The organism is Chitinophaga sp. 05T412, assembly GCF_056396465.1.
In genome coordinates this window covers 84285-110323 of record NZ_JBFTLN010000011.1, presented here as the reverse complement: position 1 = coordinate 110323, position 26039 = coordinate 84285, and the positions used below count along the sequence as shown (strand labels likewise).

At 45.4% G+C, this 26039-nt stretch carries 20 protein-coding genes; 6 read left to right on the top strand and 14 right to left on the bottom strand.

Annotation, left to right across the window (positions count from 1 at the left end):
* Window positions 1-660 carry a hypothetical protein gene (locus AC1DFM_RS23275; RefSeq protein WP_477079161.1) on the top strand — a complete coding sequence of 220 codons (660 nt, stop codon included), beginning with the start codon at window positions 1-3 and terminating at the stop codon, window positions 658-660.
* 59 nt (window positions 661-719) lie between these two features.
* Entirely contained in the window at window positions 720-1178 is a 459-nt protein-coding gene (locus AC1DFM_RS23270; protein ID WP_477079160.1) for a hypothetical protein, read from the top strand.
* A gap of 198 nt (window positions 1179-1376) precedes the next feature.
* On the opposite strand, the gene AC1DFM_RS23265 is transcribed toward AC1DFM_RS23270, so the two are convergent.
* The 9 genes from AC1DFM_RS23265 to AC1DFM_RS23225 form a co-directional block, all read right to left on the bottom strand.
* The gene (locus AC1DFM_RS23265) at window positions 1377-1901 is read right to left on the bottom strand and encodes a hypothetical protein (protein ID WP_477079159.1); all 525 of its coding nucleotides are present in this window, start codon (window positions 1899-1901) and stop codon (window positions 1377-1379) included.
* Between the two features lie 127 nt (window positions 1902-2028).
* Entirely contained in the window at window positions 2029-2796 is a 768-nt protein-coding gene (locus AC1DFM_RS23260; RefSeq protein ID WP_477079158.1) for a glycoside hydrolase family 11 protein, read from the bottom strand.
* A gap of 791 nt (window positions 2797-3587) precedes the next feature.
* Window positions 3588-4484: an alpha/beta hydrolase gene (locus AC1DFM_RS23255; RefSeq protein ID WP_477079157.1), complete on the bottom strand. Its 897-nt coding sequence runs from the start codon at window positions 4482-4484 to the stop codon at window positions 3588-3590.
* Between the two features lie 148 nt (window positions 4485-4632).
* Window positions 4633-5754, bottom strand: a complete 1122-nt coding sequence (locus AC1DFM_RS23250; RefSeq protein ID WP_477079156.1) for a redoxin domain-containing protein — start codon at window positions 5752-5754, stop codon at window positions 4633-4635.
* Window positions 5755-5782: 28 nt separating this feature from the next.
* Window positions 5783-6694, bottom strand: coding sequence for a hypothetical protein (locus AC1DFM_RS23245; RefSeq protein WP_477079155.1), 912 nt, complete (start codon window positions 6692-6694; stop codon window positions 5783-5785).
* Window positions 6695-6717: 23 nt separating this feature from the next.
* On the bottom strand, window positions 6718-8169 hold the full coding sequence (locus AC1DFM_RS23240) for a RagB/SusD family nutrient uptake outer membrane protein (RefSeq protein ID WP_477079154.1): 1452 nt from the start codon (window positions 8167-8169) through the stop codon (window positions 6718-6720).
* 12 nt (window positions 8170-8181) lie between these two features.
* Window positions 8182-11700, bottom strand: a complete 3519-nt coding sequence (locus AC1DFM_RS23235; protein ID WP_477079153.1) for a SusC/RagA family TonB-linked outer membrane protein — start codon at window positions 11698-11700, stop codon at window positions 8182-8184.
* Between the two features lie 329 nt (window positions 11701-12029).
* Window positions 12030-13199, bottom strand: a complete 1170-nt coding sequence (locus AC1DFM_RS23230) for a FecR family protein (RefSeq protein WP_477079152.1) — start codon at window positions 13197-13199, stop codon at window positions 12030-12032.
* 95 nt (window positions 13200-13294) lie between these two features.
* A complete protein-coding gene (locus AC1DFM_RS23225) occupies window positions 13295-13897 on the bottom strand; it encodes an RNA polymerase sigma factor (protein ID WP_477079151.1) in 603 nt (200 codons plus the stop codon).
* A gap of 280 nt (window positions 13898-14177) precedes the next feature.
* On the opposite strand from AC1DFM_RS23225, the gene AC1DFM_RS23220 reads away from it, so the two are divergent.
* Window positions 14178-15494, top strand: coding sequence for a serine hydrolase domain-containing protein (locus AC1DFM_RS23220; RefSeq protein ID WP_477079150.1), 1317 nt, complete (start codon window positions 14178-14180; stop codon window positions 15492-15494).
* A gap of 11 nt (window positions 15495-15505) precedes the next feature.
* Here AC1DFM_RS23220 and AC1DFM_RS23215 read toward each other — a convergent pair whose 3' ends face one another.
* The 4 genes from AC1DFM_RS23215 to AC1DFM_RS23200 form a co-directional block, all read right to left on the bottom strand.
* The gene (locus AC1DFM_RS23215; RefSeq protein ID WP_477079149.1) at window positions 15506-16351 is read right to left on the bottom strand and encodes an RNA polymerase sigma factor; all 846 of its coding nucleotides are present in this window, start codon (window positions 16349-16351) and stop codon (window positions 15506-15508) included.
* Window positions 16352-16425: 74 nt separating this feature from the next.
* Window positions 16426-17229, bottom strand: coding sequence for an SDR family NAD(P)-dependent oxidoreductase (locus AC1DFM_RS23210; protein ID WP_477079148.1), 804 nt, complete (start codon window positions 17227-17229; stop codon window positions 16426-16428).
* A 135-nt stretch (window positions 17230-17364) separates the two neighbouring features.
* Window positions 17365-18513, bottom strand: coding sequence for a chromate efflux transporter (chrA, locus tag AC1DFM_RS23205; protein ID WP_477079147.1), 1149 nt, complete (start codon window positions 18511-18513; stop codon window positions 17365-17367).
* A gap of 77 nt (window positions 18514-18590) precedes the next feature.
* A complete protein-coding gene (locus AC1DFM_RS23200) occupies window positions 18591-18932 on the bottom strand; it encodes a HopJ type III effector protein (RefSeq protein WP_477079146.1) in 342 nt (113 codons plus the stop codon).
* A 344-nt stretch (window positions 18933-19276) separates the two neighbouring features.
* On the opposite strand from AC1DFM_RS23200, the gene ppsA reads away from it, so the two are divergent.
* Window positions 19277-21889: a phosphoenolpyruvate synthase gene (gene ppsA, locus AC1DFM_RS23195; protein WP_477079145.1), complete on the top strand. Its 2613-nt coding sequence runs from the start codon at window positions 19277-19279 to the stop codon at window positions 21887-21889.
* A 62-nt stretch (window positions 21890-21951) separates the two neighbouring features.
* Here ppsA and AC1DFM_RS23190 read toward each other — a convergent pair whose 3' ends face one another.
* A complete protein-coding gene (locus tag AC1DFM_RS23190) occupies window positions 21952-23595 on the bottom strand; it encodes a peptide MFS transporter (RefSeq protein WP_477079144.1) in 1644 nt (547 codons plus the stop codon).
* Window positions 23596-24065: 470 nt separating this feature from the next.
* Between AC1DFM_RS23190 and AC1DFM_RS23185 the strand changes: the two genes are divergently transcribed.
* A complete protein-coding gene (locus tag AC1DFM_RS23185) occupies window positions 24066-25445 on the top strand; it encodes an OmpA family protein (RefSeq protein ID WP_477079143.1) in 1380 nt (459 codons plus the stop codon).
* Between the two features lie 114 nt (window positions 25446-25559).
* Entirely contained in the window at window positions 25560-26027 is a 468-nt protein-coding gene (locus tag AC1DFM_RS23180) for a hypothetical protein (RefSeq protein ID WP_477079142.1), read from the top strand.
* Window positions 26028-26039 lie beyond the last annotated feature (12 nt).

Here is a 26039-nt window from a genome sequence, read left to right as displayed (position 1 = left end):
ATGCGAAAAATTGATAAATCTGTATTGTTAGCTACCAAGTACAAAGAGTGGTTAGATGACTTGGCGGCTAAAGGCAAAGCTCATCCCAAATACACGTCTTCAAATTTCAAATATTATTACGATATAATTGGCAATCTTGTATGGTCGCAGAAAGGGCTGTGTGCCTACTCTGAAAGGAAGATGCAGGACCCCGCAAAGTGTGCACCAGAAAACTGGAAGGATGGGGCGTACAAACAATTCCAGTTCGCCGGACAATTGGACCATTATGATGCAACATTAAAGAAAACCAAAGGATGGGACTGGAATAATTTTTTTCTCATAGATGCAGATGTGAATGTAAAAGGTAAGCGTGAAAAGCGGCCCAATGGCATTTTAAAGCCCGATAAAAGAACTTTTGATCCTAATGTATACCTGGAGTATAAGCTGCCAGATCATATTTTTATACCCAATAGAAATCTTGATTTTGTAATGCAGGAAAAAGTACGCCATGATCTGACATGCCTTGGTTTGAACTTTGAACCTATCATTGATATCAGAAAAGAGTATTTGGCGCCTTACCTGACGGATATTGAATATCAGGCCCAGACAGCAGATCAGGCCCGGGTTAAACTAACTCAGTTTTATACTGCTTTTGAAATGGCTGTAACACAAGTGGTATAGTGTGTGACATGATGCGAGATTATATGCTTTTCCCAAGTAACTATCTAAGATATCTAACCGTGTTACTATTCATAGTGACACTATGCACGGCTTGCCAGCGTCCCAACTATCGCGTGGATACGCGCGAAGCCGCTACACTCACCTTTTATGCTTTCCGTATTTTTCGGGATGAACAGTTACAGGTACTGGTTAATGGAAAGGAAGTATTATTTGATACTACCAATGCTTTGAAGGATCGCCATTACTATTTACGTTATCTAAATCCGGATATGAAAGCTGGAACATCTGTTGCTTTCAAATCATACTATAAAGGCAGTCTCCTGATAGATACGAGTTTTAAGGTCACAGACAAGTCTGGCCGGCATTCTTTAAGCCTGTCTGCTCCCTATCCGGCTAATATCCCGGTGGACTCATTAAGGCGTATGAAGATTCCATTTAAATATGATTCGCTGTCCATAGGAGAAGCGCGGAGAATGGCCTTGTTTGAACCTGATACCGGTGGGGTGATGTATTATTGAAGGCAATGCGCAGTTGCGTTGATAGAAGATACAACCGGAAGTATGATAGGGTTACGTTCGAATAAATAAAAGAACAGCCGTCTCCGAAAAAAGAAAACGGCTGTTAAAAATACTAGTCTAGCAAAGAAGCCAATTTCTTCTCCAACGCCTTCGCTCTTAGATTCTTCGCCACAATTTTCCCATCAGCCTCCCATTGTTTTACTTGTTATTGCTTTTTTTCAGCAGTTCTTGATACGCAGGCTCCTCAGACTTTTCCGTACCATCAGAAATTTTTATTCCGGCTTTCTCAAATTCCAGGATTAATCTTTTATCGAAACCTTCGATGTAGGAGGCAAATGACAAAGAATCTTTTACTTCAGGAATTGTCTTAAAGGGAACATGCGATTCCTGAAACCTATATAAAGTGGCTTTAGTACTATCGTTGCCTTCAAGAAGTACTGAGTCGCCGTAGTCTGTAATCTTAGCCGCGTAATGATTGGTAAGGTATTTCAAAGAATCATTTTCTATTTTGTAAGGAAGCCCAAACCGACCCACTTTCTGATTATAAAAAATTATGTATTGCGAATCAATATCAAATTCGCTATATCCATTTGCCATTGAAATCCTATGCCATTTTCCGATTAGCAATTTTTTATTTCCTTCCATGTTTTTATGATTTGGTGAATCGCAGGCGGAAAGAGCAAGAATGAAAAATGCAAGAAAAGAAGGTATTGATCTTATCATAACTAATCGTTAAATAATATTAAGAAGGCATTCTTAACCCGGGTAAGTGATAGGAAATACCTGCACTAAATACTGCCTGGCAGAAAGCCACGCAGTATTTAGTGCAGGTATTAATTTAAAGCAATGTTTATTGTGCCCAAATAGTACAGTTAATATTGCCGTTGGTATTGGTACCCCAGGTCTCCGAAACCATAATAGCCGGAATGTTTAACTGACCAAGTGTATATCCTAAGCTACTCCACTTGTTATAGTGGTTGGCAAAAGTGATGACGCGATTTTGTCCGGTAGTAACTTTTGTAACTCTGGAGCTATAAATCTGTCGGAAGCCATCACCGCCATCGATATTTTTACCTGTCACCCAGCGGGTCCATACATTATAGCCTGCGCCATCGCTGTCAAATGCCCCTAAAAAAGTGCCGGTATGCGGTGATACTGCACCCCATGTTTCATTTACATAATACTCATAATAAGGGTTTCTGCTCCATCCGTACCAGCCGAAAGTACCACCACCAGAGTTTGAATAAGTACCAAGATTATATCCTATTTTGTAAGATGTAGAGCCTACCGAATAGCCTTTGCCACACGTAAAATTGCCATTAAATCCGTTCCAGTTAACGCTGTAATTTCCACCAGGGCCATTTGCATAATTAACGGTGCCGGTAGCGCCATCACTTTTCCAAAGTGACCAAAAGAAGCCGTTATGTGTACCCGATTGATAGAATTGGGCGGCCGCGACTTCAGCATTGGAAAGACGCTCAATACCATTTACTTCGGGCTGGGGTTTAGCCTCTTTTTTACAGCTTGTTAAAATTGTAGCGCCTGCAAGTACAACAATTGCAGCAGCACCAAAAGCAACCTTCCTGGTTACTCTTGTGAGTGAGTTTTGCTTTTTCATATCGTGGTTTTTTGGTTAGAAAAAAGCAAAAAAAGCATGTTTAAAAATGGAACAATGCTAATAATCACCAAATTTCTTACACAAATGTTTATGCACTGCTGATTGTTAACTTATACTCAAAAGTGTAACATTAGCTGCAAAAATTACTCAAAAATGATACTTTTCAGGGTATAGGATAATAGTCATGTAATGGCCATATACTATTTAAATATGTCATTTTGAAACTTAAATAAATTTAACATCGGAATTATGAATTAAATGATTTATTTCCATGGTGTACTTATATTCACAACATCCTAAAATAGAAAAAATGCACAATTCAAAATTGCCTGAAATTAAGGGTAAGCCAGTTATGAAAGTAGTCCCTTTCTTACTGGTGGCAGTAGCAATAGCTAATAAATAGGTGTATTAGGGTATGAATTTGGCCAATGGTTGAAAGTACACTAATCGTTTAATTGGTGACGTGAGTTTCTTTACGTTTGCTTATGATTACTAACTGTTGGGCTTAATCAGATTTGCATAATGGTTGTCAATAAACGACTACCACCACAAATGTAGATTCGATAAGAAACTACGGACAAACGTGATACGCTCAAAGAGATCACTGGAGAAGCTTGAAACCTGCGCGAGGCGCGGTTTTTTTTATTTAGGTAGCTATCAAAACACATGTACGCTGATCTATCTGGATGGAACTAACAATACGTCAATCAATTTTTTAGCTGAATTTTATAAAATAGTATTGTAGATACTTTGCTGATTCACAATAGCAGTATTCAATGATTTCATATCTGTCATTGGTGCCATTGTCTAAAAATAAATCGCAAAGCGTCATAATAGGCTTTTATGGGTTCTGTCATATGTGTGTCTTCGGGATAGCAAACATATTTATGGTCTAACCCTGCTATCTTTCTTTGGGTTATGATAGTGTCGAATTTTAAAAGAGCCTTATGGAAGGTAGAATCCCCGTCTGACAGCCCTTCGTTGGCATCACTGTAAAAGATCATTTTGTTTATAGTCCGATCATTTTTTAGCTTTTCATCAGCGAGTCTAAGTAAATATCCCTTATCCCACCAAAAGGAGGGACTTATCGCTATATAAGCCTCAAACATATCGGGGTGTGTTAACAGGCAATTAATGCTGGTGATACCACCAAATGAATGTCCTGCAAAAATTTTGAAGGGTTGTGTTTTGTAATGTGCGTCAATATAAGGGATCAGTTCATCACCAATGAACTGCAAAAACTTATTACCGCCGCCGCTTGCCTTAAGCCGGGAGTTTGAACTGGTATCAGGCTTTCCGTCATAATCAGTAATACTATTGGTTGGTGTAAGATCCCTTGTGCGGTTTGTATTAGGGATACCGACTATCATCATTTCGGGCACAACATTTACGTCCCGGCGGCTAAGATATCGGCAATATTCTGCCAGCAGGCTAAAATGGTTGTCCCCGTCAAGTACGTATAATACAGGGTAACGTTTATCGGGCTGCGAAGTATCTGCAGGCGGTACATAAATATAAACTTTCCGGTCTTCCCTCAACACCTTAGACGAAAGTTGGATGATATCTGCTGATATGGGTTTAAACGCCGGGTCGGTTTGCGCAAGCAGGCCATTAGGAATTAACAGGGCAAAAAGAATATAGATTAGGCTGTTCCCAACGTAACGTTTTAAGTAGCTGCGGTAATWCATACAAATAAAGGGTTAAAGATGTTTATGTGGTTTTACGTGAACCAGATTCCGTTACAATATAATCCAATATACATCGCTGTGGGCAGTTTTGATGAACTTGTGTTTTTGCAAAACAGCCGTTTCCTTAAAGAAACGGCTGTTAAAAATACTAATCTAACAATGAAGCCAATTTTTTCTCCAGCGCATCTGCACGAAGATTTTTAGCAACAATTTTTCCATCCGGTCCAATCAGGAAGTTAGCCGGAATCCCTTGCACACCATACATCTTCGCCGCTTCGTTTTTCCATCCTTTCAGATCAGATACCTGTGTCCATGCKAGGTTGTCATCGTGAATAGCCTGCATCCAGAACGACTTACCATTTTCATTATCCAGCGATACGCCCAGGATGGTGAAGTTCTTGTCTTTGAATTTATGAAAGGCCGTTACTACGTTAGGGTTTTCTGCGCGGCATGGTCCGCACCAGCTGGCCCAGAAGTCGACCAATACATATTTGCCACGGAAATCTTTCAGTGATATGGGATTGCCGAGGGTATCGTTTTGAGTGAACTCAGGTGCTAAGATGCCGATGGCGGTTTTGCGTTGTGTTTCCAGCTGATGGGCAAATTGCTCTCCGGATTTGCTGTTACGAATGGCCGGCGACAGCAGTTTAAATACCGGCTCGGCTACTTCGGGCTCCGGATCGTAACCGGCCCATTCTGTAAGCGCATCAAGACTGACAGAGGTATTAGGATGCCCTTTGATAAAGGTGGTCAGCACTTTCTGTTGAGCGGCGGAAATAGCTTTGTTTTCGGCCTGGTACTGCTGTTTGAAAGCTTCCTCCTGTCTTTCTGATACGGGGGTATCATAGTATTTTTTGCTTAATGCGTCGGAACGTTTATTAACGTCGGCAGCAGCAGTTTTATACTGTTGGTATACCGTATTGGCGGCGCCGCCTTTCACGGTGGCGTTCATGATGGAATCTGCACTTTGAATACGGATATTGCCTTTCTCCAGGTAAAACACCAGTCGGTTGGCGGTATAGGAGGAGGCCAGGGTATTGCCGGTGAAGAGGAAGGCCCTGGAGGCGATATCTGTTTTACCAGTGAAAGTAAACGTGCCGTTATTGATGGCCACGGAATCGATGATCCTGCTTTTGCTGTTGCTACTGTACAGGTACGCTTTCTCGTACTTGTTTTCTTTGCCTACGCTACCATTAATGGTGTAGGGCGCTTCCTGGGCAAATGCCAGTACAGGCAGCAGGCAGGCGGCTGTTAATGTAATTGTTCTCATGTCGTCGTTGGTTTATCTGATGTTGTTGTTATGGATGATTTAATCGTTCGCGGTAATAGTTGCCACGGGGCTGAATATCCCAACCCTGGGCCTTAAGGAAGCGAATAATCACTTCATATTTACGGGCGCGGGCGGGGCTGTTGTCCAGGTATTGGGTTTTGATATTATCGTACGATTCAGTAGCCAGCACCTTTATCCATTCGGAGAAATCGTTGTCGAAGGAGGTGGAGCCAGTGGCGCTGATATAACCGCCATTGAGTGCGATTTGCTCAAAAGCTTTGTCGCGGGCTACTTCATCATAGTCTTTAAAATATTGATCAAATACTTTATCTCTGGCTTCGCCGCCATCATAGGCTTTGCCGGCCAGTACAAATTCGGTAATGGGCGCATCAAACCTGGCCGCGATCATGGTGCCGATACTGCCCCAGATTTGGCGGGCGAGTACAGAATCTTTATAGTAATGGTTTACCGGATCAGTGACAGGCAAAGTGCCATATAGCTGATTGGGCCAGGTGATGATCAGCCGGCTGCGACCGAGTATTTTAAGATCTTCCATCCAAAAGCTGCCGCCATAGGTTTTTACAAAGAAAAACTCGAGCGGGAAAAACTTTTTGGCGAATTGGTCAGTTACGTTTGACAGTAGTGCCTGTGAATACATGGTAATGGCAGCGCGTTGATCGGTATCTACTTTGGTGGCGCCCCAGCGGTTATTGGGGTCTGTTGCCAATACGCCGTTGGTGACTTCTTTCCAGTCTTTGAAGTCCATGCGTACCCACACACCATAGTGATTGTACATATCCTTTATTTCAGCAGGACTATCGGCAGGTGGTGTAAACTGCTTTTCAATGCCGATGTCGGGTGTCATTTCCGGTTGTGCTTCTTTGGAACATCCCATACAGCATGCTGCCAAAGCAAGTAGGGAAACATATATTGGTTTCATGTGTGCTTTTGTTTTAATGGTGATCATGGGTTTACTGGAATATCCGGGCTGTTGATGATTTCAGAGAGTGGTATCTGCAGCAGGTAACGGTTATCATTATTCTTCAACTCATAGACCTGCCCGTTTTTATAGACATGAGAAAGTGCAGGTTTACCATTTCTTCTCAGATCCATCCAACGTAATCCTCCTTCGAAAGCCGTTTCCACACGACGCTCTTCCAGTACGCGGGTCAGCGCAGTTTCGTCGGTGAAGTTGGCTGCTACTAATGGCACAAATTCACCTTTTCTGATACGACGTAATAGCAAGGTGTTGAGATCGTCGATAGCTTTATCTTTCTGTTTTAACCGGGCATAGGCCTCTGCGCGTATCGTGTAAATCTCACCCAGTTTCAGGCCGATATAGTAACAGGGGTTTTCCTGTTTGGCGTACATATTATAGAGTGTAGGACCATTTTGTTTTCCTGCGGGTGTAGTGGGGTCAGCGAAGGTGGCAAAAACGTAACGGCGATAGTCTTTGCCGCCGGAAGGGCGGTTACACAGCGCAAACAGCTCTGTAGAAGGCCTGAACATATAGTTACTGTGATAGTAAATATTCCAATTGGCGCTACCTCCGGTAAAAAACAATATTTCGTTTTTGTAATCACCGCCGTCTATAAATCCTACGTTGCCGCTAAAGGCATACAGGTCTTTTTTATCATCGATATGTGCCTGCATGTTGTTCATGTCAGACAGTGGTTTGTTGACAATCACATCTGTGGCGGCAGCAATCGCTTTGTCATAAGCGCCCATGAAAAGATATACACGGGACTGAAATGCTTTTACTGCGCTGGCATCAAACCGGAATTTATTACGGGATTTTTTACCGGCCAGGAAGGAGGATGCCTGATCAAGGTCGGATAAAATCTGGGCATATACCTTTTCCAGTGGCTCCCGTACGTTGTTTTGTGTATTTTGATGAACATCCTTTGCCGTCAATGGCATGGGAACACCATTTGCTTTCAGCGTGGCAGCACTATAAGATTCTGCATAGTAATTTATCAGGTAGAAATAACACCAGGCCCGCAAGGCATATGCCTCTCCTTTAACGGTTTCAAATAACTCCTGTTCGCTGGTGGCGGGTTGCCGGCTGCTAAAGTTATCCAATACGGTGTTGGCATAATAAATAGAGCTATAAAGCTGGCCCCAATAGGGATCTGGTTCCAGGGCATCCGACTGTTTGGCCGGACTCCAGGTGAACCACAAGTCAAAATCTTTCTGGACGCTGGCAACAATGTTCAGGTTGGCGTATACATTGTCGGTCATCAGCTCTGTTTTCATAAAATAATCTGTCCGCGGATATCCACCCAGTAACACCGATTCGTAGTCAGCAATGCTTACCGGCATCATCCTGTTGACAGGTTTTATATCCAGCATTTTGTTACAACTGGCAAAAACCAGTGAGAACAATAGCAGCCGTGTCAGGTATTTAAATTTCATGATAGTACTGTTTTAAAACTGTAAGGAAAAGGTGAAGGAATAGGAGCGAGGCAACGGCAGATAGGTATTACCAAAAGACACGTTAGCGGAGTTGGTCGCGCTGTACTTCATCACTGAGCCGGTTGCTTCAGGGTCCTGGCCTTTTAGCTCGCTGTTCTTCCACACATGAAGGTTGTTACCTTGTAGCATGAAACGTAAGTTTTGAATGCCGGCTTTGCGTAGGCGTGCATTATACAGGTCGTAGCTAAGGGAAAGGTTTTGCAAACGAACAAAATCTCCTTTCACGGTGCGCAGATCACTGTTATTATACATGGTGCCATTGTAAGGTGATAAATCTGTTAATCCTGAAATAACGGGTTCTGATTCCAGCCTGGGGATATTGGTTTTTGTTTCGTCGCCGGGTTGCTGCCAGCGGTTTACCCATTCTGCAGAGAGGTTCTGGGTGGGTTCCGGATAATTGAACAGCGTACCACTGGTAAGATTCCGCAAACGGATCACGTTACCGAAACTGCCGATAAACAATGCCGACAGCGTGAACTTTTTATAGGTAAATGTATTGGTAAAACCTCCCTGCACAACAGGCATCGTAGTACCAGAGTATACCAGGCCAGCGATATTACGCATACCATTGGACACCTTTTCACCCGGTTTGGCTGTGTAAAAAGTAGCGCGACCGTCTTTGTTTAATCCGGCATATTGATAAGACCATAAACCGTTAATTGGTTTGCCCACTACTGCAGATGACGCGAAGTCGGAACGTTGTGCATTGGTCATACCATCAACCGCAGGGCGAGAGTATACATCCAGTACTTCGTTTTTGTTATAACCAGCATTGATGTTGGTAGACCAACGGAAATTTTTTGTATCGATGTTAATGGTGCTGATAGATACTTCCACACCGGTATTTTTCATGGAAGCCCAGTTTACCTGCAGGGTATTGAAACCAGACACCTGTGATACCTGTTTGCTGCCGAGCAGATCTACACCCTTTTTGCTATACCATTCAAATGTTGCCATCACACGGCGTTTCCACAAACCTATTTCCAATGCGAGGTTGGTAGTGTAGTTTTTTTCCCATTTCAGATTAGGGTTTTTGGGTGCGTTAATCACCAGGTAGTTGTCGGTGTTGGCAAGATCGGGTTTGCCGATGGTGGCTACCAGGTCGGAATAGGCCTGGGAGGCTACGTTACCCTGGCTACCATACGAAGCGCGGAGGGTGAGGTAGCTCAACCAATCTTTGTTAGCGAAGAATTGCTCTTCTTTCATTTGGTAGTTGGCGCCAACGGCCCAAAGTGGCTGGAACAGCTGGTTGGTACGAAGACCGAAGCGGTTGGAACCATCCGTGCGGGCGTTGAAACTAACGGTATAACGATTTTTGAAGGTGTAACCGGTGCTACCGAAATAGGAAACAGCTGCTGTCTGGTTCAGGTTTTCCGACCAGTAAGGGCGGCCCTGTTGCTGCAGTACGCCTAGCTGTAACATTTGCTGGCGGCCACGATCGTGTACATAGCCATATATTTCAGTGGTTTCATCTTCATATTTGGAGGTACGTATTTCCTGGCCGGCCATCACATCGAAACGATGGTTGGCATTCAGCACTGGCATAAAGGCCACCTGGTTGCGGAGGGTAAGGGACTTGTTGTTATTGTTCCGGCCCTTGCGATAGCCGCCGTCTTTCCACAACTGTACTCCTTTATAATCAATAACAGTGATGTAGTCCCGTTGCCTGCTGCGTACAAAATAGCTGTTTTCTGTAGCGATATCTTCATCAGTGGTGTTCTGATTGGCAAAAGAAAATAGGCTGCTGAAGATGAGTGGATTGATTGGTTTCCACTCCAGGTCTACGGTACCGCGGATGCCAAAGTTTTGGGAATTCCGCCAGCCGTAGTTGCGGTTTTCCATAAAGTTGTATTTAAGACCTTCGTAATAGAGGTAGTTATATTGGCCATTGGGATCGTATGCATTTTGCGCACGGGTAGTGTATATCGCCCATTCGAAAGGGTTCTCGCGGGAATCTGTGGCAAAGAAACTGCCGTTGTCGCGGCGGGTAACGTCCAGCATACCGCCTACACGTAGGGTAGGATGTACTTTGGTGTATACTTTCAATGAGCCGGTATATGTTTTCATCCCTGTTTGGAGTGCGGTGGCTTGTTCATCCATGTAGCTACCGGAGAGATAAAAAGTTGTTTTCTCGTTACCTCCGGAGATGTTCAGGTTTTGGCGATGGGTGAAGGAGTTACGGAAGAGATATTGGAACCAGTCGGTATTTACCTGCTCCAGTTGGTTTGCCTTTTGTTCAAAGTCGGACCAGCTGATTTTATGATCGTGTACATCTACCAGTGCACGTTCAAAGTCGGTAGCAGTGCCATAATCGCCGGCATGAGGTGAGGTAGCATGCAATACACTGCGTTGTACCATCTCCAGGTTTACGCCCATTCTCTCTTTAGAGTTCATCATATATGCGTCTTCTATGCGGGGGCGCATACCAACGGTAGCAAAGCTGCTGAAGTTAATGCGGGTTTTGCCGGCAGTACCTTTTTTAGAGGTCAGCACGATGACCCCATTGGCCGCTTTGGTACCGTAGATCGCAGTAGCTGCGGCGTCTTTCAGCACGTTGATAGACTCAATATCTTCTACGTTGATGCCACCAATACCGGAGGCGATGAGGTTACGGTTGGTCATGATATCGTCTACCGAAGCGCTGATAGGATCATCGAGAATGATCCCGTCTACTACCCACAGTGGTTGTGTGTTCCCACTCAGGGTAGAAGTACCACGGATACGGATCTGCGGCATGGCGCCGGGAGCGCCGGAAGTACTCATCACTACCATGCCTGGTACCTGTCCCTGCAATAGCTTGTCGATGTTCGGCTGGTTGATGGTCTTCAGGTTTTCGGTTTTAAGAGACGTGATGGACGAGGTGAGCGTGCGGCGTTCTATTTTCTGGTAGCCGGTTACTACTACTTCGCTCATGTTTTTGTCTTCCTGTTTGAGGACTACATTGATAGTAGTTCTGCCATTGATAGCTTCTTCATGACTACTGTAACCAATAAACGAAAAAGTGAGCAGGGCGGCATTGTCTGCTGCCCGAAGTGACCACATACCCTGTTCATTGGTAATAGCACCATTAGAGGTTCCTTTTACTTTCACGGTTACGCCAATGAGTGGCACGCCTTTGGCGTCCGTCACGGTACCACTGAGATACAGTATAGCCGGTGCTGCTGTAACGATTACCTCTCTTGGCTTGATCAGGATGGTATTATTTCCCTCTATGCTGTAGGTAATTGGCTGGTTGCCGGTGATACGGTCCAGCGCTTCTTTTAGCGGCACGTCTGTTAGTTGAGCAGAAACGGCATGTGTATTTTTCAGCGTTTCGTTACTGTACAGAAACAGGTAACCGGTTTGTTGGCGAATGCTGCTAAATAGTTGTTGTACGGAGGCATTCCGCTCCGTTAGCGTCACTTTCTGGGAATATACCCGGGCGCTTACTTGCAGGCAAAGCGCTAGCAACAACATTCCTGTAAGTTTCATGATGATGATTGCTTTTTTTAATCGGTTCCGGACAGACAAGCTGGTGGTGGGATCTGCCGGAATTTTGGTTGATGATATTGGTATACAATAGGGTAATAAATCCCCTTTGGAGAATAAGTTTTCTCTCATATCTTCGTGTCGTTTGGATTTTACGATGATGGTTTGTAAAAATCATGATCCTGCCTGGCGATGGAATACGAGCCTGTGTCAGGCATGGAAGATCCTGCATGCACCGGGAACGCGTCAACGTTTCCGGTTTTTTAATGGTGGTTGTTTAATTCGCGGTTTGTATTAATTAAATATCATGGTATGGCCCTCCCTGCCATTTTTTATTCCAGTATGATGATCATATCTTTTGCGGGATGTCCCTGCCCGGCTCTGACAAGCCTGAAACGGGCCTGGCTGGTTTGTTCGAGCATACGTATTACTTTGGACAACGGCTCGTTTCTGGCGATTTGCCCCGTGTAGTGTACATCAGGCTTCGCTTCATACTTGATGGCTACATCGTACCAGCGTTCCAGGCAACGCATCACGGTTTCGAGATCGGCATTGTCGAACAGGAATAGTCCGTCTTTCCAGGCGATTACGTCAGGTGCAATAGCGTGAGCAGTGGTGAGCTGCGAATTTCCGCTGTTTGCCGCGATGGCTTGTTGTCCCGGCTCCAGAACGATGCCGGCGTCTTTTCCGGGTGTGTTCACTTTCACCCGTCCGGTAACAAGTGTGGTCACCGTATATCCTTCATTCGTATAGGCGTTGATGTTAAAACTGGTACCCAGCACGTGAATTTCCTGTGCGGTTGTTTTTACTTTGAACGGCTGTGTGGTGTTGGCCGCCACCTCAAAATAGGCTTCTCCCTGTAACTCTACCGTCCTGCTGGCGCCATTAAAGGCAGTAGGATAACGCAGGGAGGAAGCGGTATTCAACCATACGGCGGTACCATCGGGCAGGATGACCCGGAACTGTCCTCCGCGTGGGGTGGTCAGCGTATTGTAGCTGTTATCAGTGCCCGGCGATTGCACGGAATACTGCAGTTGTCCGCCGGATTGACGGATAGCTGTTTGTTGCTGACTAATCACCTGTTGACCGCTGCTATCAAGGGTTACCGTGCTACCATCGGCAAGGGTCAGCACGGCTTTACTACCGCCGGGTGCTTTGTCGGCCAATGGCGTCATTACCTCGTGGCGTGGCCTGGTAACCAGGTAAGTACTGCTGCCCAGTAATAAAAGCGCGGCAGCCGCGGCCCACCAGTGACGTCGCAGATAACGAACGACCCGTGAAGTGGCCGGTTTACCAGTGATATGCTGTAAAGTAGCCTGTATGGCTTTCTCAGACATGGTGGCTGTTCCGCTGGTGGTGCGGAGCAGTTGGTCTATTCCCGTTTTTAAGGTGGTTTCGTGTTCCGGTTGCTGTACCAGTGCGGCAAATTCCCGGAGCTCTTCGGGCGTAGCCTGACCTGCAGCATACCTGTTAAATAAATATTCCAGTCGATTTTGGTCCATATAAGCTGTAAAGAAGCGTAATAGTGGTGGTACGCGTTCCTATCATAAAGATCCAGCTCGGAGAACGGGTGGGGGGTATCCGGAAAAATATTTTTTTAATTGAGGCATTGCAGGCTGGAAATAAAGATCAGCTCTGCTCCAATCAGGAAAGCATCATGAGATTCCAGAAAGCTGCGGATGTTTTTAATGGCCAGCGACAAATGTTCTTTCACCGTATCCGGCCGGATCTGCATTCTGGCAGCTATTTCTTCCCGCTTCAAGCCCTCTTCCCTGCTTAAACGCCAGGCGGTTTGCTGTCGCGCAGGTAATTGCCCCACGGCTTTGTTCACCAGCTCGTGGTAGTTGCGGTAAATAATTTGTTCATCGGTTTCGTTGGAAACTGGCTGTGGCCACTCAATGGTATCCAGGATCACTTTTAGCCTTGTGCTGCGCCGTAACGCTTTGTAGGCATCATTGCGGACAATGATAAACAACCAGGCCTGGATATCCAGGATATCCGGCAACTGTGCCTGTTGTTTCCATACTTTCAGKAATACATCCTGCACCAACTCTTCCGCAATGGATTCCGTTTGCGTCAGCATTAGTCCTACTTCATAAATTTTCTGGTAATGATGACGGAAAAAGACAGCGAATGCAGATTMATCACCTTTGGCTATGCGGGCAATGATTTCCCTTTCATTATATTGGCTGCTCTTCATCAGTTAAAGTATATCCCCTTGCTCACAGTTGGTTAGGCTGGTTTCCGCACTAAAGTATCAAAATCTTTTTAAAAACACAAACACGGGTTGTTTACTGGCATTTGAGGTGATATTGTCAGGACTACTTGTTGAGCTTCCTCCTTTACAAGGAAGTCAATAGCGTGAACTTTAAATGGCGTCGTATATACCACGACGTTATTGATGACTCGCTGCAGGCGGAAAGCTTTTTATTTTTTTATCTTTTGTGTTCAGGGTACTTTTGGTGTATTATCTTAAGGTTATGAAAATCTGCCACACGCCCCTTCTTATTTTCCTGTTCATCAGCAATCTTATTTTTGCCCAGCAGGATACCGCTATTCCGTCCCTAATCCGTGATATCCCCGTTTGGATGGCGCAAAACCACGTTCCATGCGCGGGCGTAGGCCTGATTGAGAACGGGCGTATCAAATGGTTGAAAACATTCGGTGATGTAAAAGACGGCCATCCCGCGCCCGCAAATACCCTGTTTAATATCGCCTCGCAAACCAAGCCGGTAACCGCCATGCTGACGATGAAGCTCATACAGGCCGGCCTGTGGAACCTGGATGAACCACTTTCTCATTATTGGATTGATCCGGATATTGCAGACAATCCCTGGCTGAATAAAATCACGACCCGCATCGTATTGAGCCATCAAACCGGTTTTCCGAACTGGCGCAGTGATAACGGAGATACGAAGCTGCGCTTTACTTTCGAACCCGGCACCAAATTTCGCTATTCCGGAGAAGGCTTTGAATATTTGCGGCGTGCGCTGGAAAATAAATTTCATCAACCACTAAATGTATTGATGGAAAAGTACCTTTTTAAGCCACTCGGGATGCGTAATACACAATACTGGAGCGGAAAGCTGGATACCAGCCGGTTTGCCATGTGGCACAACGGAAAAGGGGAACGCTATGCCATGTCAATACAAACACCGGTGAGTGCAGCAGACGATTTAATCACAACGGTGGAAGATTACTGCAAATTCGGCATTGCTACGATGAATGGTTTGGGTTTGTCAGACACGCTTTTTGCCGACATGGTTCGTCCACAGGTGAAGGCAAAAGAAAACTATTACCGTTGCCTGGGTTGGGGATTGGTAACCGGATTACCTTCCGGAGAATATGCACTGGAACATGGCGGCTCCGATGTGGGCGTGCGTACCATGGCCGTTTTTCTACCAAAATCCCAAAGCGGTGTGGTGGTAATGACCAATGCAGACAACGGTATGTTTGTAATTGATCAGGTGATAAAACGTGCACTGCCCGTTGGTGCCCTGCTGCAGGAAACGATGAACAAAGGCGCTGTTAGCCACGAAAGAATCACGATTGCAGATGAGTTAATCAAAAGCTACACCGGTAACTATGTACAAAGCAACGGCAAGGTGATCAAGGTGGAGCAGGAAGGGAATGCTATTAAAGTATCTGGTGACGGTGTGCCAACGGCGTTGTTGTATCCGGAGTCCACCCATAAATTTTTCCTCGAAGGATATGATGTGCAGATCGAATTTCCGGATACGCAATCACTGATCATTTATGAAGGTGGGAAACAGGTGATGAAGATCAATCGTCAGTGATCTTTTGCTTGCTATCTTTCGGGCTCAAAAAAATCTTTTTTTTCTCCGATCGCTGTTCTCAGGCACTTCATGATTTCTTCGTGAAAATCGGTGCCTGTTGCTTGTAGCGGGTCAATCGATTTTACCAGCAGGGTGCGCAGGTTAAACAGCTGCTCCCGGTTATATTTCTTGGAAGCCTTCACCAGCTCCAGTTTCATCAGCGCTTCCTGTTGATTTTGTTTGGGGTTGAATATTTCGTTGATGTGGCTGCACTGATGACAAACACCCTTTTGATTGATTAGTGCACACCGGTGTTCAAATATATCTGTCATGGTATTTCGGGCATCGTTTAACAGGTGCTTGATGACGGCGTCCGTTTTTTCCAGAATATGGCTAATTTCTTTTACCTGGAAGTCATAGATGTTTTTTAAGATCAGGGCTACCTGATTTTCGATGGGTAACGTTTTTGAGATGCAGGTAAAGCAGTAGTCGATATGTTCCTTCATTTCATATGCGCCGGCAGGAGAAGTATTATGTACTGCCCAGAATACTTCCCTGATTTCTTCTGAGCGGATGGCCAGATCGGCGGCGCGATCCTGTGCATCGGGGCGCCATCTTTTTTGTTGGCGCAGATGATCATAGGCGAGGTTGGTAGCTATTTTGAATACCCATGTTTTCAGTGTTGCTTCTCCTTTGAAGGTAGCTATTTTAGTAAATGCTTTGATGAAGGTATCGTGCGTGAGGTCATCTACATCATTGCGGTTGGTGAGTAATCGATATAAATAAGATTTCAGATGCGGTTGAAAGGCCGCAAACAATGACTGGAAGGCATTGATATCGCCGGATATGGCTGATGGTAGCAGGTCGTCTTTTTCCATTGGATGTATTGGTCAATAAAAATAAGGTAGCCCCCGCGTATAGCGGGGGACTACCAAAAGCGTCGTTTAATTTACTATAAAATGTTCAGCTTACCACAATCCACATCCACCACATGACTGTTAAACGCTATGCCTGTCGGAGAGGCCAGGAAGGCGGCGGTATCACCGAGTTGTTGCAGGGTGAGGGTGGCTTTGAGGATATCGAAGGCCTGGTATTGCGCAATTAATTGTTCCATCGGAATGCCGGATTCCTTTGCTGCGCCCTGTATCCAGCCGGAGATGCGTTTGGTTTCTACTAATGGACCAGGACAAATACAGATTACTTTGATGCCATGTCCGCCCCATTCGGTGGCCATGACGCGGGTGAGCCCTTCCATGGCGGCGCTGGCGGCGGTGATGCCTGCCAGGTTAGGTAGTTTCGATCTGGACAATGCTGCGGTGAGTAGTAGTATGGTGCCTTCGGATTGACTTTGTATCATGTATTTTGCGGCTACCCGGGAGGTAAGAAATTGAGAGCCGCAAATCTTTTCCATGGGTGCCATAAATTGTTGAAGTGTAGCCAGGGTGGTAGGTGGACGACCTCCCATTTCCTCGTAGCTAACCCCGATGCCATTGAACACCACATCCAGCTTAGCGTGTTTTGAAATGACCTGTTGTAAGAACTGATCGATGTCGCTTTCATTCATGGCATCTACTTTGGCCGCTTCGGCCTCGCCACCATTTGAATTGATGTGGGCTGCCAATGCGGTGACAGCATCCAGGTTCCGTGCGGTGACATACACCTTTGCGCCTTGTTGGGAAAACGATTTGGCTACAGCGCCTGCAATGTCGCCGGAGGCCGCGAATACGACGGCTACTTTGTCTTTTAGATTTTTCATTTTACGTCAGTTTAGTTTTCCGACGTACAGGCAGGAGGAAATGATCGGAATTTTATAAAGAAAAATAAATATATTATATAAATGATTGATTGATAATTTTTTAGGAGAAGAGAGCTAACTGAGGTATCCATCTCCCTAAACGCTTAACAACAAAAATCCTCCTATACTCCCAATTAAGATAATCACCACAGTGCTCAGATTTTTAAAAATAAGCATCAATGCGAGGCAGACTAACAATATCACGGCGCCCTGCCACCGCTCCACGGACGAGGAGAATAAATGAAGTGCCACTACGGCGATAATAGAAATAGAGGCAGCACTCAGTCCATCGAGGAAAAGCCGCAGCCGCTCGCTCTTACGTGCGGAGGTGAGTAGTTTGTGAAGGAAGAAGGAAATGACGAAAGAAGGCAGGAAGATACCTACGGTGGCAATCACGCCACCCGTCGTGCCGCCAATCAGATACCCGGCAAAAGTAGCGCTCGACAATATCGGTCCCGGCGTAATCTGGCCCACCGCAATGGCATCCATGAGTTGCTGACGGGTGAGCCATTGGTTGTGTCGTACCAGCGATTCATCCATGTATGCAAACAATACATAGCCGCTGCCGTATAGCACCGCGCCAATTTTCAGGAAGATGAAGAATAGCTTACTGTTGGAAAAGCGGGTGTTCAACACTAACGGCACATATATAAAGCCGGTGAACAGCGTGATTTTATTCTTTTGTGTGTGTGCGATATAGTTGAGTATACCCGCGGCGATGATGAGCAGCACTTCATTCAAACCATATAGTGAACCGGCAAATACCAGGAGGCAGAGTATCACCAGAATGAAATTATTACGTAATGTTTTTTGAGAAAGCCGGAATACAGTACCAATCACCAGCGCGGTGGTGGCGGGTCTTAGCCCATAGATAAAATCCTGTACATCCGGAAGTGCACTGTATCGCTGATAAAAGTAGCCGAAAAGCAGGCAAATCAACATAGCAGGCAGAATATAGCAGATGCCGGCTACTACCAGTCCCAAACGGCCACCACGCTCTTTTCCGCAGTGCATCACTACTTCTACGGCGTTGGGGCCGGGAATAATATAAGACGCACTCAGTACATCCATAAAATGTTGATGATCGATCCATTTACGCCTGACCACCATTTCGTTTTCGATAGTTGCTACCATGCCCGCTATGCCACCAAACCCAATGGTGCCCAGCTTCAGGCAGGAGAAAGCAATTTCCTTTAGTTTCGTGAATTCATTTTCCGGACGATGATGATTGGGTTCAAACGACATTTCCTGGATTTAATAGGGTAACTAAAGCAGCTATCTGCAAAAAAAAAGACCCGCACCGGGTGCAGGTCTTGTGTATGTTATTTTGCGGTGAGCGCAGTGCCTTCAAACGCAATGCCTGCCCATCCATGCGCCATAAACTGGCGGATATTCTGATGATCTGTTTCATGTGGATGCTGCAATACCGCCTGGTAATGTTCTGCAAACAACTGCAGGGTATCTTCTTTGTCCAGTTGCTGCAATTGCGCAAACGCAAATACTTTAGCACTGCCCTGGTTTTGTGTAGCTTCGTTATAGGTCTCCCCGTTTTTAAATGCGGTAGGCTGATGCTGGTAATGATTTTCTATAAATGCAATCACTTCTTTAAAAGTGATCGACTGATTTTTTAACTGTTCAATTAATGTTGTGAGTTCCCCTTTCATTTGAAATAATAAGTTGAAATTGATAAGAAGCCGGAAGCATATTTCGGCACACCTCGTTTTTTTGCGAATCAAAAATAGGTTTTAAAGCGGTAGTTGTCAACCCCGGGGAGGAAAATGTTTTCAGGACCAGTTTTCAGGTGATTTTTGTAGAAGGGCTACTGTGGCGGATTTTTGTAAGGACCCCTTGCCCGCGTTGGGATGCTTATTTTGTTAGATAAACGCCGTTATAAAAGCATTTATTGCGTAAAAAAAATATACTTTAAAATGATTTTTTCGCCCGTATGCATTAGATACTTTTGGTGCCTCAGTACTGTTTTTTAACCAAAACCTTTAACATACAAACTATGATTAATCCACATTCATTGGTATGGAAATTCTCCGATATCGATCACGGCATCTTTCCGTTGGTAGGTGGAAAAGGGGCCAACCTTGGCGAGTTATACAAACTGGATGACATCCAGGTACCCGATGGGTTTTGTATTTCCACGGTGGTATTTCAACGTGTGCTGGATGACATAGGGGAGATGAATGATTTACTGGAGCGGTTGTCGGTGTTGAAGGTAACAGATAAGGAAGCTATACATGCGCTAAGTAGCAGGATTCGCAGCGTTATTGAGAGTGCGGTGATCCCGGGTGATGTACAAGCCGCGATCAGACAATTCCTGGCGGGGAAGGAGCAAACGGCGTATGCTATTCGGTCCAGCGCCACCRCGGAAGACTTGCCCCACGCATCTTTTGCCGGCCAGCAGGATACCTATCTGAATATTACCGGCGAAGCCGCTATCCTGCAACATATCAGCTGGTGCTGGGCGTCACTGTTTACAGAACGCGCGATCATTTACCGGATTCAACAGGGCTTTGATCACCGTAAAGTGCACCTGGCTGTGGTGGTACAGGAAATGGTGTTTCCACAGGCCGCCGGAATTTTATTTACTGCAGACCCGGTAACGGGCAACAGAAATATATCGTGTATTGATGCGGGTTATGGTTTAGGGGAAGCCATGGTAGCCGGATTAGTGAATGCAGATCACTATAAGGTGCGTGATGGACAAGTGATAGCGCAGCAGATAGCGACCAAGCAACTGGCCATCTACGCCCGGGAAGAAGGGGGCGTGAAAGAGGTAATACCAGACCCCACAATGCAAAACAAACCCGTGTTAACAGCGGAGCAAATATTGGCCCTTGCCGCTATCGGCAGCAAGATTGCCGCACATTTTGGCAGCCCGCAGGACATCGAATGGTGCTGGGCTAATGAAACGTTTTACATTGTGCAGAGCCGCCCCATCACTACTTTGTATCCTGTTCCGGTTATCCAGGATACAGAGCGGCATGTTTATATATCCGTTGCGCATCAGCAAATGATGACGGACCCGCTGAAGCCACTGGGACTATCCTTGTTTCAGTTAACTACGCCAAGACCGATGTATGCCGCCGCCGGCCGGTTATTTGTGGATATTGCCCCCAACATGGCTACCACCGGAGGCCGGGAAGCCATCATCAACGCCCTCGGCCAGTCGGACCCGCTCATTAAGGATGCCCTGATGACCCTGGTAGAAAGGAATTTTATACCCTTGTTACCGGAAGAAGAGAAAAAAGAAGGGGCCAGCGAAAAAACGCAGTTATTCCCAGGGGTACCCACCATCAGCGAAGGAGATCCTGCCCTTGTAGATGAGTTGATTGCCCGCAGCGAAGCTTCCATTGCGGAACTCACGCAGCAGATACAAACAAAATCCGGTGTAGCCGTTTTTGATTTTATCCTGGATGATCTCCACCGGCTAAGAACTACTTTGTTTGATCCGAGAATATTGGGCGTGGTCATCGCGGCCATGAATGCCTGTATCTGGATCAATGAAAAAATGGAGCAGTGGCTCGGCGAGAAAGGCATGGCAGATACTTTGTCGCAGTCGGCTCCCAACAACGTTACTTCTGAAATGGGACTGGCATTGATGGACGTGGCCGATGCTATTCGTCCCTATCCGGAAGTGATAACGTACCTGCAACAAATGAAAGCCGACGATTTCCTCCATGGATTGCTGTCATTGCCCGGTGGACCCGCATCGTGGGAGGCAGTTGATGCTTTTCTGCGTAAATATGGCATGAGATGTATAGGAGAGATAGACATCACCAGCACCCGCTGGAGCGAAAAACCAGCTGCCCTTGTGCCGATGATATTGAGTAATATCCGCAACTTCGAACCGGGTGCTGCTGCGCGGAAGTTTACGCAGGGACTGGAAGAAGCTGCCCGCAAAGAAAAAATGTTATTAACAAAGTTGCGTGAACTACCGGATAGCGCGGAAAAAGTCAGCGAAACAAAACGAATGATTGACCTCATCCGGAATTTCGTTGGCTACCGGGAATACCCCAAGTACAGCAAAATTTGCCGCTATTACGCCTATAAACAGGCCTTGTTGAAGGAGGTGGCGCTACTCATACAGGTAGGTGTGCTGGCCACAAAAGAAGATAGCTATTACCTTACTTTTGAAGAGCTGAGAGAAGCGGTGCGCACACAACAAATCGATGCCACGTTGATCGATCAACGAAAAGCCGCGTATCAATTGTTTGAAAAACTAACGCCGCCACGCGTCATGACTTCCGAGGGCGAAATCATTGCCGGCAAATACAAACGTGAAAACATTCCAGCCAACGCACTGGTAGGCCTGGCGGTGTCGTCAGGCGTGGTAGAAGGGCGTGCCCGCGTGATCCTGCGCGTAGAAGACGCAGATATCGCAGCAGGAGATATCCTGGTCACTACCTTTACAGATCCCAGCTGGACGCCGTTATTTGTATCTGTCAAAGGACTCATTACGGAAGTGGGCGGACTAATGACGCATGGCGCCGTGATTGCACGTGAATACGGATTGCCGGCAGTAGTGGGAGTGGAGCAGGCTACTAAACTGATAAAAGACGGGCAACGGATACGCCTGAACGGAACTAACGGAACTGTAGAAATACTATAAAAGAAAACAGGGAACAGACCGTAGCCAGTGATGGCTGGTCTTGTTCCCTGTCTTATTAAAATTTAATTTTTTACCTGCGATTTAAAAATACCATTCAGCCAGCGCAACATGGCAAATATAATCGCCGCTGCACCACCTAATAAGAGGAAGTTGACAAGGAAATAGTTCGCTTTATTATCGTAATTATCCCATAATGTAGCGAGGATACCGGATAACTTATTACCGATAGAAGTAGCCAGGAACCAGCCTCCCATCATCAGGGAGGTAATACGCACCGGGCTCAGTTTAGATACCAGTGATAATCCCATGGGGCTCAGGAATAATTCTCCTACTGTAATCACACCGTAACAGCCAATCAGCCACCATGGAGAAGCTTTTACCGCGCCGTTGCTGCATACATATACCGCGCCTACCATCATCAGGGTGGATAAGGCAGATATCAGCAGCCCCCATGCAATTTTCGAGGGCGTGGACGGTTCGCGGTTACGTTTACGCAGTAAGGCGAAGAGCAGTACAATCAACGGCGTTAGCGTGATGACAAAAAACGGATTGATAGACTGGAATAGTTCGGTATTGTATAAGCTGATACTTTGTCCTTCTGCCGGCATTTTCTCCGGCGCCACATTTCTGAAATAAGGCAGCTTGTCCCATACTTTCAGCGGTTTGCCTGCAGCATCCCGCATGACGCGGAATTCGCTGTCGTATGCCGTTACAGAATCCGGTTTGTTGGCGATTGTTTCCACAAGATAAAGTCCTTTGGCAGGTGGCTCAATCACCGCCGGAATCTCGCGATTGGTATAGTATTGCGCCCAGGTAGTTAATGCAGTACCATTCTGTTTGAATACCGMCCAGAATACGATAGATACCGCAAAAATGGCCAGTAGCGCTGATATTGGCTTGCGATCCTTTGCATCTGCTTTCCATAAAAGTGATACAAAGAAGAACAGGATAGGAATACAGGCGAAGATGAATGCATCGGTAGAATCAGATCCGAAGATGTTGCCGGGGATAAACCACGCGCCCAAACCCACTATAATGGCGGGAAGGAATACGACGGAAAAAATTTGACTCAGAGACATATCACCTTCCTGCGTTGGTTTACGTACATCTGCATGTTTGTAATGTTTCATGCCAATCACAAAAATCAATACGCCCAGGAACATGCCGATACCCGCTGCAATGAAGGCAGCGCCCCAACCTACGGTATTCCGCAGAAAGGCCGCAAAAAAGTTACAGATGAATGCACCAATGTTGATGCCCATGTAAAAGATGTTGTAGCCCGTGTCTTTGCGACTACGGTATTTTTCATCATTATATACATTTCCCAGTAACGTAGAGATGTTAGGCTTGAAAAAACCGTTTCCAATGCAGATCAGGGCCAGCGACAAATAAAACACCGTGAGATGATGTACCGCCAGTCCTATATATCCGATACCCATTAAGATGCCGCCAATAATAATGGATTTGCTGTATCCGAGTTTGCGGTCAGCAATTAATCCCCCAAGAAAAGGCGTAAGATATACGAATGCGATAAAGGTACCGAAGATATCTGCTGCGGTAGCACGGTCCATGCCCCAGCCACCTTTGGAAGTGTCTGTAAKGTACAACTGGAAGATGCCCAGTATCAGATAAAAACCAAATCGCTCCCACATTTCAGAGAGAAAAAGAAAAGGCAATGCCGCCGGATGACTACGTGGTTTACTCATAAAAAAGAAAATGCTATAGCTATGACATAGGTTATTTACTGGCCGCAAAAAGATATACCCGTTACCGCCAAACCGCTAAAATAAGGGAAAGAAGTGAATAACGGGCATCTGATCACTGCTATATGTAAGGATTAAAATATTTTATTTAATTAAAATAGATGCCTTTTTTCATGGGGAAAAAAGTGGCGATGATCATTAGCATATATTTTTTTATACGGTCATATCTGCCTTTGTATGTCTGTTTTATTGTATTTGAAGGCTGTTTTTTATAGAAATGTTAAATCCTTTGTCAGTAAGGATTCCAAATGTATTTTATCGGATTTGAAAGATATGTTAATGTTAATTTTTGGCATGTTGGCACAGCCTTTGCAAAGTGCGGTTCGTTCTAACTCGGTACCGTTTTTTGTTAGCAACGAGAATTGATTGTCGTAATGTGAAATTGATATTATTCAACCCAAAAAGGTTTTTTTATGAGTACGTTTACAAACAGGATTGCTGGAAAATCTTTCTTATTAGCTTCAACTGTATTGGCGTTATCCACTACTGCATTTGCGCAGGATAGCACCCGTAGCAAAGTTGTTCGTGTAACTCCTTTCAATGGTGTGAAAGATTATCGTACATGGTCTGTTGGTGCGTGGGGCGGTGGTTCTGCAGCATTTGGTCCATTTGGTGGCCCTTACTATTTCAACAACTTCGATTTTAATAATGTTGGTTTCGTATACGGTGGCTACGTGAAGAAGCAACTGTTACATAACTTTGGTTTACAGGCCGACTTCATGAGAGGACAGGTGAAAGGCGCTACCAAAGCATCTCAGCAACTCACCAATGGTATCTCTACTTTTAAAACAGATATCGACTGGTCAGCAGCGGTGAGTGGTGTATTCAGCATTGCTAATATCAACTGGTTAAATAAACAGAGTTCTATCATTCCATATGTATCTGCCGGTGCGGGTGCCATTGCCTTTAAACCTGCAGTAGCTACTGCTAATGGTACAGAAACAGCGGTATTGAATTCAGATGGTGGTAAAACACACAGAGAATTATTTATTCCGGTAGGCGTGGGTGCTAAATTTGTAGTGGCCCGCGGTGTGAATATCGACCTGGCTTATAACGTGAATTTCGTGAACAGCAAAAAGTTTGATGGCATCGACAACGGTACCAAAGATAAATTCTCTACTGCGCGACTGGGTGTTGAATTCGCTCTTGGTAAAAAGAAGAAGCCACAGTTAGCGGTAGTAAATCCTGCTGCACAATTAGCGATGGATTTATGGGATAAAAATGCGGCGCTGAAAAATTCACTCGACGCAAGCGATTCCCGTAACCAGGCAGCTATCGACGGTTTGAAGAAAGAAGTAGCCGATATGAAATTAGATACTGATGGTGATGGCGTTCCTGATTATCTGGATAAATGCCCGAACACACCTGCTGGTACTAAAGTAGATGGTGCAGGTTGCCCATTACCAACACCACAGATCGTGAAAGAAAAAATCATCATCACAGAAGCGGATAAGAAAGTAGTAAAAGATGCGATCGATAACCTGGAATTTGACCTGGGTAAAGCTACCATCAGACCTACCTCTTTCGCCAGCCTGGATAAAGTAGCCAGCCTGCTGGTGGAGAAAAACTTCAGCCTGAAATTAGCAGGTCATACCGATAACACCGGTTCCGCTACTACTAACATGCGCTTATCAAAAGAACGTGCAGAAGCGATCAAAGCATACCTGGTATCTAAAGGTGCCAATGCTTCCCGGATTGAAGCCGTTGGATATGGTGCTTCACAACCTATTGCGTCTAACAAAACTGCTGCAGGTCGTCAGCAAAACAGACGTGTAGAGTTTACTTTATACTAATAACAGTTGTTTGCTTGCATAAGTAGAAGCGGCTCCTTCCAGGAGTCGCTTTTTTTATGTTGCATCCGCCGGGAAAAATCTTAATTTAGATGAGATTCAATAGATGGGTAACTTATGACAACAGCAGAAAAGATTGCTTTTAAACACCAGCTGAAACAAACAGGCCGCACGCTGATACAGGAGCGCATCGATATGGCAAAAGCGGCCATCGACAATGCACAGGCCGCCGCCAATAGTGAAGAAAAAAGTTCTGCGGGTGATAAATATGAAACAGGACGCGCCATGGGACACCTGGAGAAAGATATGTACGCAAAACAACAATCAGAAAATTTAAAGGAACTGGCATTGCTGGAAAGCGTCAATACAGATAAAATCTATATCGCTGCGCAAACCGGTGCCCTGGTACGCTGCGAAGCACAATCCTTTTTTATACTAGCCGGATTGGGCAAACAATTGATCAACGATCACACTATTTTTTTTCTATCTCCCTATACACCACTGGCAAAATTATTATTTAATAAAAAAACAGGAGAGCGTTTTATATTTAATAAGCAGGAGGTAGTAATCCTGGATGTCTATTAATAAAAAACCAAT